This is a genomic window from Achromobacter sp. NCFB-sbj8-Ac1-l (assembly GCF_052695805.1).
Genome location: NZ_CP199812.1, coordinates 313860 through 329796, shown reverse-complemented (window position 1 = coordinate 329796; position 15937 = coordinate 313860). Strand labels below are relative to the sequence as shown.

The window sequence follows — 15937 nt, the reverse complement described above, 5'->3', positions numbered from 1 at the left end:
TCTCCTAAGCTTTCTCGACCTGCACCAGGAACGACTTGAATTCCGGTGTCTGGGAATTGCCGTCGCCTACGAATGGCGTCAGGGTGTTGGTGAGGAAGCCCGGCTTGGCCAGGCCCACGAAGCCCCAATGGATGGGAATGCCCACGTGGTGCACGGTCTTGCCTTCGATGGTCAGGGGCCGCAGGCGCTTGGTGACCAGCGCCACCGCCTTGATGTAGCCGCGGTTGGACGACACCTTGACGCGCGACCCGTTGGCAATGCCCAGTTCCTTGGCCATGGCCTCGCCGATCTCGACGAACTGCTCGGGTTGCAGAATCGCGTTGATGCGGACGTTCTTGGTCCAGTAGTGGAAATGCTCGGTCAGGCGGTAGGTGGTGGCCACGTACGGGAACTTGTCCACCGTGCCCATCGCCGCCAGGTCGTCCTTGAACACGCGCGCCGCCGGATTGCTGGTGACGCCCTTGGCCTTCGGATGCAGCGGGTTGTAGCCCAGCGGGTTCTCGAACGGCTCGTAATGTTCGGGGAACGGCCCTTCGGCCATGCCCGCCCGTGCGAAGAAGCGCGCCACGCCCTCGGGGTTCATGATGAACGGCCCCATGCCGCCGTCGGGGTTCTCGTCGCCCTTGAAGTCAGGGATGTCGGCCCCGACCCACGCCTTGCCGTTCCAGGAAATCAGGTTGCGGCGCGGGTTGAACGGCTTGCCTGAGACGTCGCACGAGGCGCGGTTGTACAGGATGCGGCGGTTGGCCGGCCACGCCCAGGCCCAGTTCAGGGTCTGGCCGATGCCGGTGGGGTCGCTGTTGTCGCGGCGCGCCATCAGGTTGCCGCCGGGCCCCCAGGCGCCGGCGAAGATCCAACAGCCGCTGGCCGTCGACCCATCGTCGCGCAGCTCGGCAAAACCGGCCAGCTGCTCGCCGCCCTTGCGGGTGATCTTGGTGGCGTCCTTGGGGTCGGCCAGATCCACCAGCGCCTTGCCCGAGTATTCCTTGGCCAGCTCTTCCGCGGTGGGGCTTTGCGGGTTGGAATACGGCCACGACAGATTGACGATGGGGTCGGGATACTTGCCGCCTTCGTCCTGGTACATCTTGCGCAGGCGCGTGAAGATCAGCGACATGATCTCGATATCGCTCTTGGCCTCGCCCGGAGGTTCGGCGCCCTTCCAGTGCCATTGCAGCCAGCGCCCGGAATTGACCAGCGCGCCGTCTTCCTCGGCGAAACAGGTGGTGGGCAGGCGGAACACTTCGGTCTGGATCTGCGAGGGATCGACGTCGTTGGCCTCGCCCGCGTTGCGCCAGAATTCCGAGGTCTCGGTGACCAGCGGGTCCATGATGACCAGGAACTTCAGCTTGGCGAAACCCTGGTTCAGCTTGGCCTTGTTGGGCGCGGCCGCCAGCGGGTTGAAGCCCTGCGCCAGGTAGCCGTTCATCTTGCCCTGCACCATCAGCTCGTAGACCTGCAGCATGTCGTAGAGCTTGTCCAGCTTGGGCAGGTAGTCGAACGCCCAGTTGTTCTCGGCCGTGGCCGCCTTGCCCCACCAGGCCTTCATCAGGCTCACGTGGAACTTGCTGTAGTTCTGCCAGTAGCTGAGCTGGTTGGGCCGCAAGGGCTTGAGCGCGCGCGCCTCGATGTACTTGCCGTAGTCCTGTTCAGGCTCGTTGGGCAAGGTCATGTAGCCGGGCAGCAGGTTCGACATCAGGCCCAGGTCGGTCAGGCCCTGGATGTTCGAGTGCCCGCGCAGCGCGTTCATGCCACCGCCGGCAATGCCGATGTTGCCCAGCAGCAGCTGCACCATGGCGCCGGTGCGGATGATCTGCGACCCGATCGAATGCTGCGTCCAGCCCAGTGCGTACAGGATGGTGGCGGCGCGGTCGGTGGTGGCGGTGGACGCCAGCATGTCGCACACCTTCAGGAACTTGTCCTTGGGCGTGCCGCAGACGCGTTCGACCATCTCTTCGGTGTAGCGCGAATAGTGCTTCTTCAAGAGCTGGTAGACCGTGCGCGGATGCTGCAGCGACGGGTCGGTCTTGACGAAGCCGTCGTCGCCGCGCTCGTAGTCCCAGCTGGCCTTGTCGTAGCTGCGCTTGTCGGCGTTGTAGCCCGAGTACAGGCCCGCGTCGAACGTGAAGTCCTCGCGCACGATGTACGAAAAGTCAGTGTAGTTGCGCACGTACTCGTGCTGGATCTTGTCGTGATCCAACAGGTACTTGATGACACCGCCCAGGAAGATGATGTCGGTGCCGGTGCGTATGGGCGCGTAGAAGTCCGCCACGGATGCCGAGCGCGTAAAGCGCGGATCCACGACGATCAGCTTCGCCTTGTTATGGGCTTTTGCTTCCGTGACCCATTTGAACCCGCACGGGTGGGCCTCGGCGGCATTGCCACCCATGATCAGTACTACGTCCGCGTTCTTGATGTCGACCCAATGGTTCGTCATCGCTCCACGGCCAAACGTCGGGGCAAGACCTGCCACCGTCGGGCCATGTCAGACACGGGCTTGATTGTCGAACGCCAACATCCCCATGCTGCGCACGGTCTTGTGCGTGATGTAGCCCACCTCGTTGCTGCTTGCCGAGGCGGCCAGCATGCCGGTGGTCAGCCACCGGTTGACTGTCTTGCCGTCCGCGGTCTTCTCGACGAAGTTCGCGTCGCGGTCGGCTTTCATGAGCTTGGTGATGCGCGTCAGGGCGTCGTCCCACGACATCCGCACCCACTTGTCCGAACCGGGCGCCCGGTATTCCGGGTATTTCAGGCGGTTGGGGCTGTGGATGAAGTCGATCAGGGCCGCGCCCTTGGGACAGAGCGTCCCGCGGTTCACGGGGTGGTCGGGGTCGCCTTCGATGTGCATGATGCTGGCGCGGGCATTCTTGGCGCCATCGCCAAGGCCGTACATCAAGAGACCACAGGCGACCGAACAGTAGGGACAGGTGTTGCGCGTTTCCGTCATGCGCGCAAGCTTGTACTGGCGGACTTCTGCCATGGCCGTGCCGGGGGCTACCCCCAGCAAGGCCAGGCTCGAGCCCGCCAGCGTCGTACCGGTCACCTTGAAGAACTGGCGGCGGTTCATGTTGACCATGAAACACTCCTCTCCGGGTGAAAGGGGGGAAATCTGGGACTCATCCGAAGAAAAGCCCTACGAATTCCAAGGATATGCAAGCAAGTATAGGCGCAGCGCGCGCCGGACGCCATCCGCCACGGGGACGGGTGTTCCCGGTGGATTTGGCGGCCAAACCAGGGGTTTTCGCAGATTTTGGATGATCGCGGGGCTGCTACCATTGCCGGCGGCGGGTTCCGGCCCGCCTTTTCCGCCCGTCCCCCGCACGCCTGTTGGAGCGCCGATGCGCCGCTTTGCCCCCCTGGCCCTGTCCCTGTCACTGTCGGCGCTGCCCCGCTTGGCGTGGCCCCGAACAAGACTGCCCCACGTCGCCCTGTGCCTGACGACTCTGGGCCTGGGCGCCGCCCCCGCGCTGGCCGCACCCGCGCTGTCGCCCGCGGCGGCCGCCACCGAGTCCGCCCATGAGGCGGCCATGGAAGGCTATCTGTACTTCTACCCGCTGGTCACCATGGACCTGACGCGGCGCCAGTTCACCCACCCGTCGCAGGGCGGCCAGGGCGCGCCCGCCAACACCTTCCTGCACCAGCGCACCCTGCCGCGGCCCGGCGCGGCCACGCCGTGGGCCAACCCGGACATGCTGCGCAGCACCGCCTGGCTGGACCTGACGGCCGGCCCCGTGGTGCTGTCGGCCCCCGACACGCACGGCCGGCTGTACACGCTGACGCTGCTGGACATGTGGAACGAGGCCTTTGCCACGCTGGGCAAGCGCAGCACCGGCACGGCGCGCGGCAACACCGCCCTGGTGCCGCCCGGCTGGACCGGCACGCTGCCGTCGGGCATGCCGCGCATCGACGCCCCGACGGCCTACGTCTGGGCCAAGAACCTGATCCAGGCCGACGGCCCCGCCGACTATCCGGCCGTCAACGCCTTGCAGGACGGCTTTACCGTGACGCCGCTGGCCCAGTGGAACCTGCCGCCGCAGTCGCAACGGGTCAAGGCGGACCCGTCCCTGGATCTGACGATTCCGGTGCGCGAACAGGTGGAGTCGATGCCGACCGATGCCTTCTTCACTTACGCCGCCGAGCTGCTGCGCAAGAACCCGCCGCACGCCACCGACCAGCCGGTGCTGGCCAAGCTGCGCCGGGTCGGCTTGATACCCGGCCGGCCGTTCGATTTCGACAAGCAGGACCACCCGGTCAAGCAGGGCCTGCGCCGCGGCCTGCGCGCCGCGCGCGACCGCATGCAGGCGGCCGCGGGCGTCACGCTGGGCGGCGTCAACGGCTGGCAGCGCGAAACCGCCAGCACGGGCGTCTACGGCAACGCCTATCTGCGGCGCGCCCTGTCCGCCCAGGCGCAGCCCGGCGCCGGGCTGCCGGAAGACCTGGCCGTGTTGCTGCTGGCCGCCGACAGCCAGGGTCGGCCGCTGGAGGGCGCGCACCGCTACACCCTGCATTTCGCCAGCGGGCAGTTGCCGCCCGCCGGCGCGCTGTGGTCGCTGGCGGCGTACGACGGCCAGGGCATGCCGGTCGCCAATCCGCTGGACCGCTACGCGCTGGGCGACCGCGATCCGCTGCAATACAACACCGATGGCTCGCTGGATGTGGTCATCAGCCACGCCGCGCCCGAGCCGGGCGTGCAGGCCAACTGGCTGCCGGTGGCGGCCACGGGGCCGGTGGCCGTGCTGCTGCGAGCCTATGCCCCCGGCCCGGCGCTGCTGGACGGCCTGTGGGCGCCGCCCGCGGCCGTACGCGACGAACCCGTGCCGGAACCCCTGGTGGAAGCGGAACCGGCTCCGGCGACGCCCGCCGCCGCGCCGGCACCCGCGGCCTCGGCGGCACCTGCGGCGGCCCCCGCCTCCGGGAAGACGCCGGCCGCCGGGAAGAAACCCTAGCAAACGCCGTGAAGACGGCGATATGACAGGCTTTCGCCACTACCATAGGCGTTTTATCGTTGAGTAGAACGCCCGCCATGGACGACGCCTTTAGCCACCAACTGTCGATGACCATCCTGATGACGCCTGACATGGCGAATTTTTCAGGCAATGTGCACGGCGGCACCATTCTCAAATACCTGGACCAGGTGGCCTATGCCTGTGCCAGCCGCTACGCCGGCCAGTACGTCGTGACCCTGTCGGTCGACCAGGTCGTGTTCCGCGAGCCGATCCACGTCGGCGAGCTGGTGACCTTCCTGGCGGCGGTGAACTACACCGGCCGCACCTCGATGGAAATCGGCATCAAGGTGGTCACCGAAGACATCCGCAAGAAGCTGGTGCGCCACACCAACAGCTGCTATTTCACGATGGTGGCAGTGGACGATGCCGGCGCGCCGACGGCGGTGCCGCCGCTGGCGCCGCGTAACCTGGAAGAAAAGCAGCGTTTCGAAGCCGCCCGCCTGCGCCGCGAACTGCGCCAGGAAATGGAACGGCGCCACGACGAGATCAAGCGCGAGACCACGGGCTGAGGCCAGCCCCGCGCATCGCGCAGCGGGCGAGGTTGCAACGCCTTGTTGCGGTAACGCCTGCGCCAAGAGCGACCTGAGCACGCATGAAAAAACCCCCGAAGGTTGGATCAAGTCCAACTTTCGGGGGTCATCACTTTGCCCGGTTTTTTCGTGTCGTGACATCTGCCACGGCCCGCCTGATGCCGACAGCGCCTTACGCGCCCTCAGTCGCCCCCGGCGGGCGCGGCGGAGCGGTGACAGCCGGCTCGCGGTCGCGGCCCACCATGCGTTTGAGCCCCAGCCACTGCTGCGCCCAGAAGCCGCGGCCGTAGTCGCGGCCGCCCAGTTCGGGCTGCTGGTCGTGGATGCCGGTAGGACCGTACCCCACGCCAAAGCGCGCCGAGCGGAACAGCACGTCCCAGATGGGAAACAGCGCGGCGAAGTTGTAGCCGCCGGCCGGCCCCGGCGTGGACGCGTCGTAGGCGATGGAATGGTGATGGCGGTGAAAGCGCGGGCTGACCAGCAGACGCTCGCCGATGGCGCCGAAGTGCATGCGCAGGTTGGCGTGCGAGAAGCTCTGCGCCAGCTGGGTGATGGCCACGATCGCCACGAACTGCGCGGGCGGCACGCCCACCAGTTGCGACACGAACACCACCAGCACGTCGCGCAGCATGTCGTCGAGCAGGTGGTTGCGGTCGTCGCTCCAGATCGTCATCTGGCGTTGGCTGTGGTGCACGGCGTGCAGCGCCCACAACCAGCTGTAGCGGTGTTGTGCGCGGTGATACAGGTAATCGACCAGGTCGAACAGCAGCAGGTAGATGACCAGGCTGACCCAGGCGTTATCGGTGACGCCGGGCCAATACTGGTCCAGCTGGAACGGCGCGAAGCCCCAGATGTGCAACTGCCCGAAGACGCTGTCCCAGAACGGGTCGATGGTGAAGAACAGCGCCAGGCGGAACACGCCCAGGCGGTGGATCAGCGTGTAGAGCACGTCGATGCCGATCTGCTGGCGATCGGTAACGGGTTCGACCGGCCGCAGGCGTTGCAGCGGGCCGAAGATCAGCAGCAGCACGGCCACCTGCACCAGGCCCACCAGCAGCCACATGGTGGCGTCGTAGCCGTCTTCGATGAAATTGCTCAGGCCCAGGTGGAACAGCGCGGGCTGCACCAGGGTTTCGAACAGCCATTGCTGGCAGTTCCCGAACCATTGACTAAGCGTATCCATGATCAGTGATGCGTAGCGATCCAGTCGCGGTAGGCGGGATGCGTATCCAAAGTAGCAAAACAATAGCCCTTGCGCTGCAGGCCTTCAATCAGCGGCTCGAGCACGGCGGGGGCCCAGGGGTCCTGGCGCGACCAGATGCCCAGGTGCGCCAGCAGGATGTCGCCCGGCTTGATGGTGCGCAGCGCCTGGTCCAGCAGCTTGGCGTTGGGGTATTTGTCGCTGGGCAGTTCGTCGCCCAGGAACCCGGCCGGGGCCCAGCCCACGTGTTCGTAGCCGCAGGCCTTGGCGGCGCGCAGGAGGGCCGGCGAGGTCTTGCCGCCCGGGGCGCGATACAGCGGCAGCATGGTCTTGCCCGTCATCTGCTTGAAACGGGTGGCCGACCGGGTGATTTCGGCGCAGTACTGCTCGGCCGTCCAGGTCTGGCGCTTGCCCGTGTCGGGGCCGGCGCTGGGTTTGACGCGGAACTTGCCGTCCGGCAGGTCGCCCTGCCAGTAGACGTGGTCGTAGGTGTGCGAGCCGAACACATGGCCTTCGGCGGCGCGCGCCTTCCACCAGGGCGCCCATTGGTCGTCCAGGCTGCTGCCGTCGGTCAGGGTGCGCTCGTTGGCCAGGAAGAACGTGACCTTGACGTGGTGGCGCGCCAGCACGTCGGCGATCAGCGGGGCCACGCCCATGTGGCCGGTGTCGAAGGTCAGGTAGACGGGCTTTTCGCACGCCGCCGGGGCCGCCGTGGCGGCCGAGGCCGTCATGGCCAGGCAGACAGCGGCGGCAAGGCGTTTAGCGGGTCGGCGCATGATTCAGCGTCCAGACCCCGTGCGGCGACTTGCCCACGTTGACCTGCTTGACGACCTTTTTCTGGTCCAGGTCGACGACGGTGAGCTTGCGCGCCCAGCGCGAGGTGACCAGCAGCGTCTTGCCGTCGGCCAGGACGTCCATGCAGTCCGGGCCGCCCGGCACCGGGAAGGTGTCGACCACGGCCAGCGTCTGCAGGTCGATGCGGCTGATGGAGTTGGCGGTGCGGTTGCTGACGAACAGATGGCGCTTGTCGCCCTGCGCGCGGAAGGCGTGCGCGCCGGCGGCGGTCTTGATGCGGGAAATCAGCTTGGCCGGGCCGTTGCTGACGTCGTAGGCCTCGACGTAGGAATCACCCGTCAGGGCCACCAGCAGCGTCTTCTGGTCGGGGGTCAGGAACACGTCGGCCGGCGTCTTGCCCGTGGAGACGGTCCATTTGGGCGTCTGCGTAGCCAGGTCGATGGCGATGAGCTGGTCGCTGTCTTGCAGCGTGACGTACGCCGTGGTGCTCTTGGCGTCGATCATGATGTGGCTGGGCGTCTTGCCCGCGGGGATGCGCTTGACCAGCTTCAGGTCAAAGCCTTTTTCCAGCGGCTTCCAGGCGTAGATGTCGATGTGGTCCAGGCGGTTGGCGGCCGTGACGAACCATTTCATGTCCGGCGAGAACTGCAGCTGGTAGGGATCGACGATGCCGGTCAGGGTGCGCTGCACCTCGCCGGTGTTGGGGTCCATCAGCGTGATCGAGTCGCCGGTGGCGTTGGCCACCATCAGCGACTTCTTGTCAGGCGTGAGATACAGGTGATGCGGTTCCTTGCCCGTGGGCACGCGCCGCACTTCGGTGTAGGTGGCGGGATCGACGATGCTGACGTTGGCGTCCAGGGAGTTCAGGACAAAGATGGGGGCAGACACCGCCGCGGCGCTGAGCGCCATCCCTGCACCGGCAATGGCGCAGCGGACAAAATGCAAGGGATTCAATTTCCAGGTCCGACAAGAGGGGATCGGGAGCCGATCCCAATGCCCGCCATTTTGGCATAGCCACCTGTCAAAAAACCGTAAGCCAAAACCCAATCCGGCGCGCTCCGGGCAAAGGCTCGGCCGTGTTGCGACCCCGCAACAACGGCGGCCTCGCCCAGCCTGCAACAATCGGAAAAATCATTTGGCGCCAACGGGTTGCGGGCTGGCGTCGATCCAGTTTCCGAACGACACATCGCTGCCCTGGAGCCGCGGCGCGCGGCTGGCGGTATTGGCCCCCAGGTCGGCCTCGCGCACCCCGCCCTGGGCGCCGATGACGAAGCTGCCGATGCCGGTCTGGCCGTAGCGGGCGGGCCAGGCGATGATCCAGTAGCCGTCGCCGCCACGCGCCGGCAGCACCTTGTAGCGATAGCCGTCGTAGGCGTCGGCCACCGGCACGTCCGGCCCCATTGCCAGCGCGTCCGGGCCGAAGGCCTGCGGCGGGTAGCCGGGCAGTTCGGGCCAGTACAGGCCGTCCGTGGTGCCGGGCCGGCTGACCAGCCGGTCGGCGTAGCGGCCCTGGCCCACGCCGTCGCGGTAGCGAGCCTGGGCGGCTTGCAGCGCGTGCAGGGTATCGATGGTGCTCAGCTCATTGCGGCCAATGGTGCGGCGGCGGATTTCGGCCTTGCCGGCCACCGGGTCGAAGCGCCACCCCTGCGCGACGCGCACGATCGGCACCGCCATGGTCCAGCCCGAATCGCCCACGCCCACCCAGGCGCGCCGGTCGCCGTCGGCAATCACGTCGTGCTTGCGGGCCCAGGCGGCCAGGAAACGGTAGATGTCGTCCTGCGCCACGCCACCGGGCACGATCTGCCGGTAGTCCGGCCCCAGCACCTTGGCCATGGCCTCGCGGTCGCTGGTGGCCAGGGCCTGGCCGAACGCGTCGGCCGCCGCCTGGGGCGTGGGATAGGTCTGCTGCGCCGAAGCGGGCGCAGCCAGGGCGGCCAGGGCCAGCAACGCGGCGGCGCCTGCCAGGCGGATGCCGTGGCGGGCGTGACGGGCAAGCGCATTCATCATGGAGACTCCGCTGTTCATGGTGCCTACCTCCGGCCGCCGAAATGACCGCCGCCACCGCCAAGATGCCCGCCGCCACCACCGCCGACGCGTCCGCCGCCCGAACGCGGACCCTCGCCGCCCCGAGGCGCGACCTGCGCGCGATCGGTGCGCTGGGCCTGCTGGCGCATGCGGTCGCCGTTGCCGGCGTCGCGTAGCGCATTGCTGCCGTTGTTGGCGCGGGAACGGTCGCGTGCCGCCGCGGCATCGGCCCGTTGGCGCTCAGCCGCCGCCTGGCGGTCAGCCGAGGGCGCCTGGCGCTGCGCGGAAGGGGGACGGCGATCTGCCGAAGGCGTGCGGCGGTCGGCCGCCGGATCGCGGGCCGCCCCCGGCGCGCGGGTGCCGGCGCCGCCCTGCCCCAGGCGGTCGCCGCCACGGGGTTCGACGTGGCCGGGAATGGATTGACCGGTGCGGCCCTGGAACGATTGCGCGGCGCGGTCACGGGCGGCTTCGCGCGAACCCGGTGCGGGCGCCGGGCGCCCGTCAGGACGTCCCTGGCCCCGGTTCTGCAAATTGGCCTGGCGCTGGCTGTCAAAGCGCTGGCGGCTGCCCGCGTCTGCATAAGGCACGTTGCCGCGGTGGTCCGGGTTGTGCTGCCAGTTCGCGCGATTGCCGTTGGCGGTGTTGATGCGCTGGTTCACGTTGATGTTGTTGTACCGATTGACGTTGATATCGACGTCGTTATGGCCCCAGTTGAAGCCGCCCCACATCGAATCCACGGCCGCCACGCCCAGCCCGAAGCCGATCCCGGCCACCAGCGAGGTGGCGAACACGGACCCCGGGGGTGGCGGGTAGTACGCGGGGGGGTAGGCGGGATAAGGCCAGGCGCCGTAGACCACGGTCGGGTTGTAACTGGGCACGTAGACCACCTGCGGGTCGGCCGGCTCGATCACCACGACGGTCTTGCCGCCCGTGTCGCTGGAGGTGACCTTCTGCTGCGGCGTGCTCTTCAGGTTACCGGCCTGGCGGGCCTGGGCGCGCAGCCGCTGCACCGAATCCATGACGTCGTCAGGCTGCGCCAGGAAGGCATCGCCCAACGATTTCACCCAGGCTGGCTGGCGGCCCATCATATCCATCACCGACGGAAACGCGACCAGCGACTTGACGCTGGGGTCCCAGGCTTCGGGTTCGACGGCCTTGGCGGCCGCGTCGCCGGTCAGATTGGTGTGCGCGGCGGACCACTGCGCGGCCGCGGCGATGTCGTCGGGGTAGGTGGCCCCCATCAACACTTGCGACAGGAGGGCATCGGGATACAGCGCCACGGGCGCCAGCAGTTGGTCGAGCTGTCCCTTGTCGAGCTTGGCCTGCGCCATGGCGGGCAGGCAGACGGCCAGGCCCAGACACAGGCAGCCGATGAACCACGCTTGCAGTCGACGCATTTCCCGTTCTCCATGATCGCAACGCAACTGCTACAAGCGGGGTGGAACCGCCGGATACCGCGCAGACAATATATCCCGAAACCGGCGCCGGGCAAGCGCCGATTTCGGGACGGGCATCAAAGGCCGGGCAGAACGGCCGGGCGTTACAGCTTGGCGACCGAGACTTCGGTGGCCTTGACGAAGGCCAGCACCTCGGTACCCACCTGCAGGTCCAGTTCCTTGACGGACCGGGTAGTGATGACCGACGTGACGATGCCGGCGGGGGTGTCCACGTCGACTTCGGAAACCACCGGGCCCAGGATGATTTCCTTGATCTTGCCGCGGAATTGGTTGCGGGCGTTGATGGATTGAATGCTCATGGTCCTGCTCCTAAGTAATGGGAAAAAAACCGGCGACAAGCGCCTGCGCGTTGCCTGCGCCGGCGCATGGAACCGCGGTGGCGGCCCGGGCTGGACGGATCTAGACCGCCAGCCGCAGGTGCCGTATCTGTATGACCGGCGCGAGGGGCCGGTCCCCTTGCGCCGACGCTTCCTGCTGCGCTTGCTGCTTCATCACCACGCGCAACACGCGCGCTTCCAGCGCCGCGAACGCGGCCGAACCGCGAGCCCGGGGCCGCGCCAGCGTCACGCGTTCGTCCAGCGCCACGCGGCCATCCTCGATCACCAGGATGCGGTCGGCCAGCGCCACGGCTTCGCCCACGTCGTGCGTCACCAGCACCGCGGTAAAGCCGTCGCGCCGCCAGATGTCTTCGATCAGCTGCTGCATGCCGATGCGCGTCAGCGCATCCAGCGCGCCCAACGGTTCGTCCAGCAGCAACAGGCCCGGCCGATGCACCAGCGCCCGGGCCAAGGCGACGCGCTGGCGCTGGCCGCCCGACAACTGCGCCGGCCAGTCGCCGCCGCGGTCGCCTAGGCCCACCTGGCGCAGCACGGCGGCGGCCTGCGCCCGCGCTTGTCCGGGCAGGCCCAGCGCCACGTTCTGCAGCACGGTCTTCCAGGGCAAGAGACGCGCGTCCTGGAACATCATGCGCACCCGGCTGTCCGCCGACCACTGCGGAAAGTTGTCGAACAGCACCGGCGACCGGGTGGGCAGGCCGCCCTGCTCGCCGCTGGCGGTCTCCAGCCCCGCCAGCAGGCGCAGCAGCGTGCTCTTGCCGCAGCCGCTCTGCCCCACCACCGCGACGAACTCACCCGGCGCGAATTCCAGGTCCAGGCCATCGAGCACCACGCGTTCGCCGTAGCGCTTGGCCAGCTTGCGCAGGGTCACGCGCAGCGCGGGCCGGGCCCCGGGCTCGTCGTCAGGCCCGGCATCCGGCTCGATCCGCCCCGGCACGTCCAGGTGCTGCAGCAGCTCGAACTCGTTGGGGTTGATGAACATGGCCGAGGCCTCCTGTGGCGCGCGCCGCGCCCTAGCGGGTTGCGGCCAGCTTCTGTTGGTAGTCGGTCTTGACGAAGCCGGCGAACGACTTTTCGGTCACTGCCAGGAACTCGGGCGAGGCATAGGCCGCGGCGATGTCCTTCACGAAAGGCTTGTCCAGGTCGGCCGTGCGCACCGCCACCAGGTTCTGGTAGGTGGGCGTGGTCTTTTCCAGCGCCAGCGCTTCGGTCAGCTTCAGGCCCGAGGCCAGCGCGAAATTGCCGTTCACGAACGAATAGTCGGTGTCTTCCAGCGAACGCGGCAGTTGCGCGGCTTCCAGCGGGATCAGCTTGATCTTCCTGGTGTTCACGGCCACGTCCTTCTCGGACACCTGCAAGGGGTCATAGCCCTCGCGCAGCTTGATCCAGCCCAGTTCCTGCAGCACCACCAGCGCACGGGCCTGGTTGGTGGGGTCGTTGGGCACCGCCACGCTCACGCCCTCGGGCGCGGCGTCCACGCTCTTGTACTTGCGGCTGTAGATGGCGATGGGCGCGGTGGGCACCTTGACCAGCTCCGACAGTTCCAGCTTGTTCTTGGCCGCGAAGTTCTTCAGGTACACGATGTGCTGGAACGCGTTGGCATCCAGCGCCCCTTGCGCCAGCGCGAAATTGGGCTGCACGTAGTCATTGAATTCGACGATGCGCACGGTGTAGCCCTGCTTTTCCAGGATGGGCTTGATGCCCAGCTTGATCTGGTCGCTGTAGGGGCCGGCGGTGGCGCCGAACACGATTTCCTTCTTGGCCGGGTCGGCGGCCTGTGCGCCGGATGACAGCGACAGCGCGGCGGCGGTCAGCGCCAGGGTCAGGAGATTGCGGGTCATGAACATGGTCTTGCCTCTGGAATCAGCGTTTGTCGATGCGTCGCGCGACGGTATTGCCGGCGAACTGGATGATCTGCACCAGCACGACGAGCAGCGCCACGGTGAGCACCATCACGTCGGTCTGGAAGCGGTAATAGCCATAGCGGATGGCCAGGTCGCCGATGCCGCCGCCGCCCACCACGCCCGCCACCGCGGAATAGGACAGGAAGCTGACGGCCAGCACGGTCAGCGCCAGCACCAGGCCCGAGCGCGCTTCCACCAGCAGCACGCGGCGCACGATCTGCAATTCCGACGCGCCGGCCGCGTGCGCGGCCTCGATGACGCCGCGCGGCACCTCGCGCAGGCACTGTTCGACCAGGCGGGCGAAATACGGAATGGCGGCGAACGACAGCGGCACCGCGGCGGCCACCGGCCCGATCGACGTGCCGGCGATGACCCGCGTGAACGGCACCAGCGCCACCAGCAGGATGATGAAAGGGAACGAGCGCACGGTATTGACCGTCCAGCTCAGCAGCCGGTGCGCCACCGGGCGGTCCAGCGACTGGCCCGGCCCGGTCAGGAACACCAGCACGCCCAGCGGGCCGCCCAGCAGGATCGACGCGGCCAGCGCGATGCCCAGCATCAGGAAGGTCTGGCCGACGGCCACGCCCAGTTCGGGCAGCAATTGCACAAAGGTGTCCAGCATTACGCGACCTCTTCATAGGGGTGGGTGGCTTCGCGGATGAGCTCGCGGCCCAGCGCCGAGGACAGGTGCACGCCGGCACCCGAGATCTCGGCCTGCTCCAGCACCTGGCCGTTCTCCATCACGGCGACGTGGCGGCACAGCGCGCGCACCACGGCCAGTTCGTGCGTGACGATCACGATGGTCACACCCAGGCGCTTGTTGATGTCGCGCAGCACACTCAGTACGGAACGGGTGGTTTCCGGATCCAGCGCCGAGGTCGGCTCGTCGCACAGCAGCACCGCCGGCTCGCTGGCCAGGGCCCGGGCGATGGCCACGCGCTGCTTCTGGCCGCCCGACAATTGCGCCGGATAGCTGGTCGTCTTGTCGGTCAGGCCGACGATTTCCAGGCAGTCGCGCACGCGCGCCGAAATCTGTTCGCGGCTGCGTCCGCCGTGCACGCGCAAGGGGAAAGCCACGTTCTCGAACACGGTTTCGTTCTGCAGCAGATTGAACTGCTGGAAGATCATGCCGATGTTCTGGCGCGCGGCGCGCAGGTCGCGCTTGGCCAGCGCGGTCAGCTCGGTACCGCCGACGCGCACGGTGCCCTCGTCGGGGCGCTCGAGCAGGTTGATCAGGCGCAGCAGCGTGGACTTGCCCGCGCCGCTCTTGCCGATGATGCCGAAGGTGTCGCCCGCGCGGATCGACAGCGACACGTCGCGCACGGCGTCAAAGCGCCCGGCGCGTGTCGCGAAGGCCTTGCTCACGCCATCCAGGCGGATGAGCGGCTGAGCGGCGGCGGCAACGTCGGTCAGGGAAGCAATATCGGTCATCGGATCAGGGAAAGGGTCGTCATGCGTATCAGGAATACGCGGTGGGTTCGGGAATCTGGTCCAGCAGCGCATAGCGGCCCAGGTCGCGGATCTTGTAGGCCACGGGGTCATGCAGCGTGTGCACGCGGGCGTTGCGCCAGAAGCGGTCGTAGCCGTAGCGCGCGGCCGTGGACGAGGCGCCGGTGACGTCGAACAGGCCAGTGCCGACATCCAGCGCGGCGCGATGCGCCAGCACCTTGGCCTGGGCGCCGGCCACGGCCACGTCGCCGCGTTCGTCGGCGGTCAGCGACGGCCCGCGCGCCAGCGCGGCGTCCAGCTTCTGCCCCGCCAGGTCGGCCAGCGCCTGCGCGGCCTGCACCCGCAGCCAGAACTCGCCGAAGCGTTCCTGCACATAGGGGTCGTCGACCTGGCGCTGCACGTCCGACGCGAACCAGGGCCGCGCGTGGTCGCGCACATAGCGGCGCGCCTCCTGGAAGGCGCCGCGGGCGATGCCCAGGTACAGATTGGTCATGATCAACTGCGCCACCTGCGAACGCAGCGTGGCGCGCGGCGTGGGCGCCACGCCCGGGGCCTGCAGCACCTGGATCGGTTCAAGCCGAACGTGATCGAACCGCACGGTGCCGCTGTCGGTCTGGCGCTGGCCGAAGGCGTCCCAGTCGGGGTTGACCGTGATGCCGTCGGTGCGCGTCGGCAGCGCGGCGATCAGCGCCGTACCGGAGGTCTTGTGCCAGGCCGAAAACGTCAGCAGGTCCGACCCCACCGAACCGGAACTGAAATTCTTCACGCCATCGATGCGATAGCCGTCCAGCTCGGCGCGCGCCACCACCCGCCGGTCCAGCGGATTGAGCGCATTGCCCCAGAACAGGTTGCGTTCCACGGTAGGCCGCAGGAAATACGCGTGTTGTTCGGTGGTGCCGTACAGCAGCACGCCCGCCACCTGTAGGTGGTGAAAGCCGAACACGTGCGCCAGGGCGCTGTCGGCCTCGGCCAGCGTGCGCACGGCCGCAAGCACCGTGGACCAATGGGCCCCCGCGCCGCCGTACTGCGTGGGCACCGACAGGCGCAGCAGGCCGCTGGCGCGGATCAATTCACGCTCGGCGGCGGCATGGCCACCTGCCCGGTCGCGTTCCACGGCGGTAGCGGCCAGTTGCGCCGCCAGGGCCTGGAGGGCACCGGCGGCATCGGCAGCGCGGGCCGGCGCGGCCCCGGCGTTCGGCGCCGGGCGTGTGTCTTGGTCTGTGGAAATCTTGGCCATG

General features: G+C 67.9%; 14 protein-coding genes. 2 read left to right on the top strand and 12 right to left on the bottom strand.

The genetic code is table 11. The features are described from left to right. Positions 1–4: 4 nt before the first annotated feature. Positions 5–3073 (bottom strand): formate dehydrogenase-N subunit alpha, encoded by a 3069-nt coding sequence (gene fdnG / locus ACUDP5_RS01575; RefSeq protein WP_263915417.1) that lies wholly within the window; start codon positions 3071–3073, stop codon positions 5–7. Positions 3074–3335: 262 nt separating this feature from the next. Here fdnG and ACUDP5_RS01570 point away from each other — a divergent pair, with 262 nt between their 5' ends. Continuing rightward, positions 3336–4943: a DUF1254 domain-containing protein gene (locus ACUDP5_RS01570; RefSeq protein ID WP_445658013.1), complete on the top strand. Its 1608-nt coding sequence runs from the start codon at positions 3336–3338 to the stop codon at positions 4941–4943. 77 nt (positions 4944–5020) lie between these two features. Beyond that, positions 5021–5512: an acyl-CoA thioesterase gene (locus tag ACUDP5_RS01565; protein ID WP_025139802.1), complete on the top strand. Its 492-nt coding sequence runs from the start codon at positions 5021–5023 to the stop codon at positions 5510–5512. A gap of 193 nt (positions 5513–5705) precedes the next feature. Here ACUDP5_RS01565 and ACUDP5_RS01560 read toward each other — a convergent pair whose 3' ends face one another. The 11 genes from ACUDP5_RS01560 to ACUDP5_RS01510 all read right to left on the bottom strand — a co-directional run bounded on the left by ACUDP5_RS01560 (position 5706) and on the right by ACUDP5_RS01510 (position 15936). Beyond that, the gene (locus ACUDP5_RS01560; RefSeq protein ID WP_263915413.1) at positions 5706–6716 is read right to left on the bottom strand and encodes a sterol desaturase family protein; all 1011 of its coding nucleotides are present in this window, start codon (positions 6714–6716) and stop codon (positions 5706–5708) included. A 2-nt stretch (positions 6717–6718) separates the two neighbouring features. Beyond that, positions 6719–7510, bottom strand: a complete 792-nt coding sequence (locus tag ACUDP5_RS01555; protein ID WP_263915412.1) for a polysaccharide deacetylase family protein — start codon at positions 7508–7510, stop codon at positions 6719–6721. Continuing rightward, positions 7494–8474, bottom strand: coding sequence for a YVTN family beta-propeller repeat protein (locus ACUDP5_RS01550; RefSeq protein WP_445658012.1), 981 nt, complete (start codon positions 8472–8474; stop codon positions 7494–7496). The genes ACUDP5_RS01555 and ACUDP5_RS01550 overlap by 17 nt, the downstream gene beginning before the upstream one ends. A 186-nt stretch (positions 8475–8660) precedes the next feature. Continuing rightward, a complete protein-coding gene (locus ACUDP5_RS01545; RefSeq protein ID WP_445658011.1) occupies positions 8661–9554 on the bottom strand; it encodes a DUF2950 family protein in 894 nt (297 codons plus the stop codon). 5 nt (positions 9555–9559) lie between these two features. Then, positions 9560–10951 carry a DUF3300 domain-containing protein gene (locus ACUDP5_RS01540; RefSeq protein WP_445658010.1) on the bottom strand — a complete coding sequence of 464 codons (1392 nt, stop codon included), beginning with the start codon at positions 10949–10951 and terminating at the stop codon, positions 9560–9562. A gap of 143 nt (positions 10952–11094) precedes the next feature. Then, entirely contained in the window at positions 11095–11310 is a 216-nt protein-coding gene (locus ACUDP5_RS01535; RefSeq protein WP_006227327.1) for a TOBE domain-containing protein, read from the bottom strand. Between the two features lie 100 nt (positions 11311–11410). Further along, positions 11411–12328 (bottom strand): ATP-binding cassette domain-containing protein, encoded by a 918-nt coding sequence (locus ACUDP5_RS01530; RefSeq protein WP_263915409.1) that lies wholly within the window; start codon positions 12326–12328, stop codon positions 11411–11413. Between the two features lie 31 nt (positions 12329–12359). Next, complete coding sequence (locus tag ACUDP5_RS01525) at positions 12360–13193, bottom strand: MetQ/NlpA family ABC transporter substrate-binding protein (RefSeq protein ID WP_445658009.1); 834 nt, start codon at positions 13191–13193, stop codon at positions 12360–12362. A 16-nt stretch (positions 13194–13209) separates the two neighbouring features. Beyond that, the gene (locus ACUDP5_RS01520) at positions 13210–13872 is read right to left on the bottom strand and encodes a methionine ABC transporter permease (protein ID WP_175193218.1); all 663 of its coding nucleotides are present in this window, start codon (positions 13870–13872) and stop codon (positions 13210–13212) included. Beyond that, entirely contained in the window at positions 13872–14681 is an 810-nt protein-coding gene (locus ACUDP5_RS01515; RefSeq protein ID WP_263915407.1) for a methionine ABC transporter ATP-binding protein, read from the bottom strand. The genes ACUDP5_RS01520 and ACUDP5_RS01515 overlap by 1 nt, the downstream gene beginning before the upstream one ends. Before the next feature lie 28 nt (positions 14682–14709). Continuing rightward, a complete protein-coding gene (locus ACUDP5_RS01510) occupies positions 14710–15936 on the bottom strand; it encodes an acyl-CoA dehydrogenase family protein (protein WP_263915406.1) in 1227 nt (408 codons plus the stop codon). Between the last annotated feature and the right edge of the window lies 1 nt (position 15937).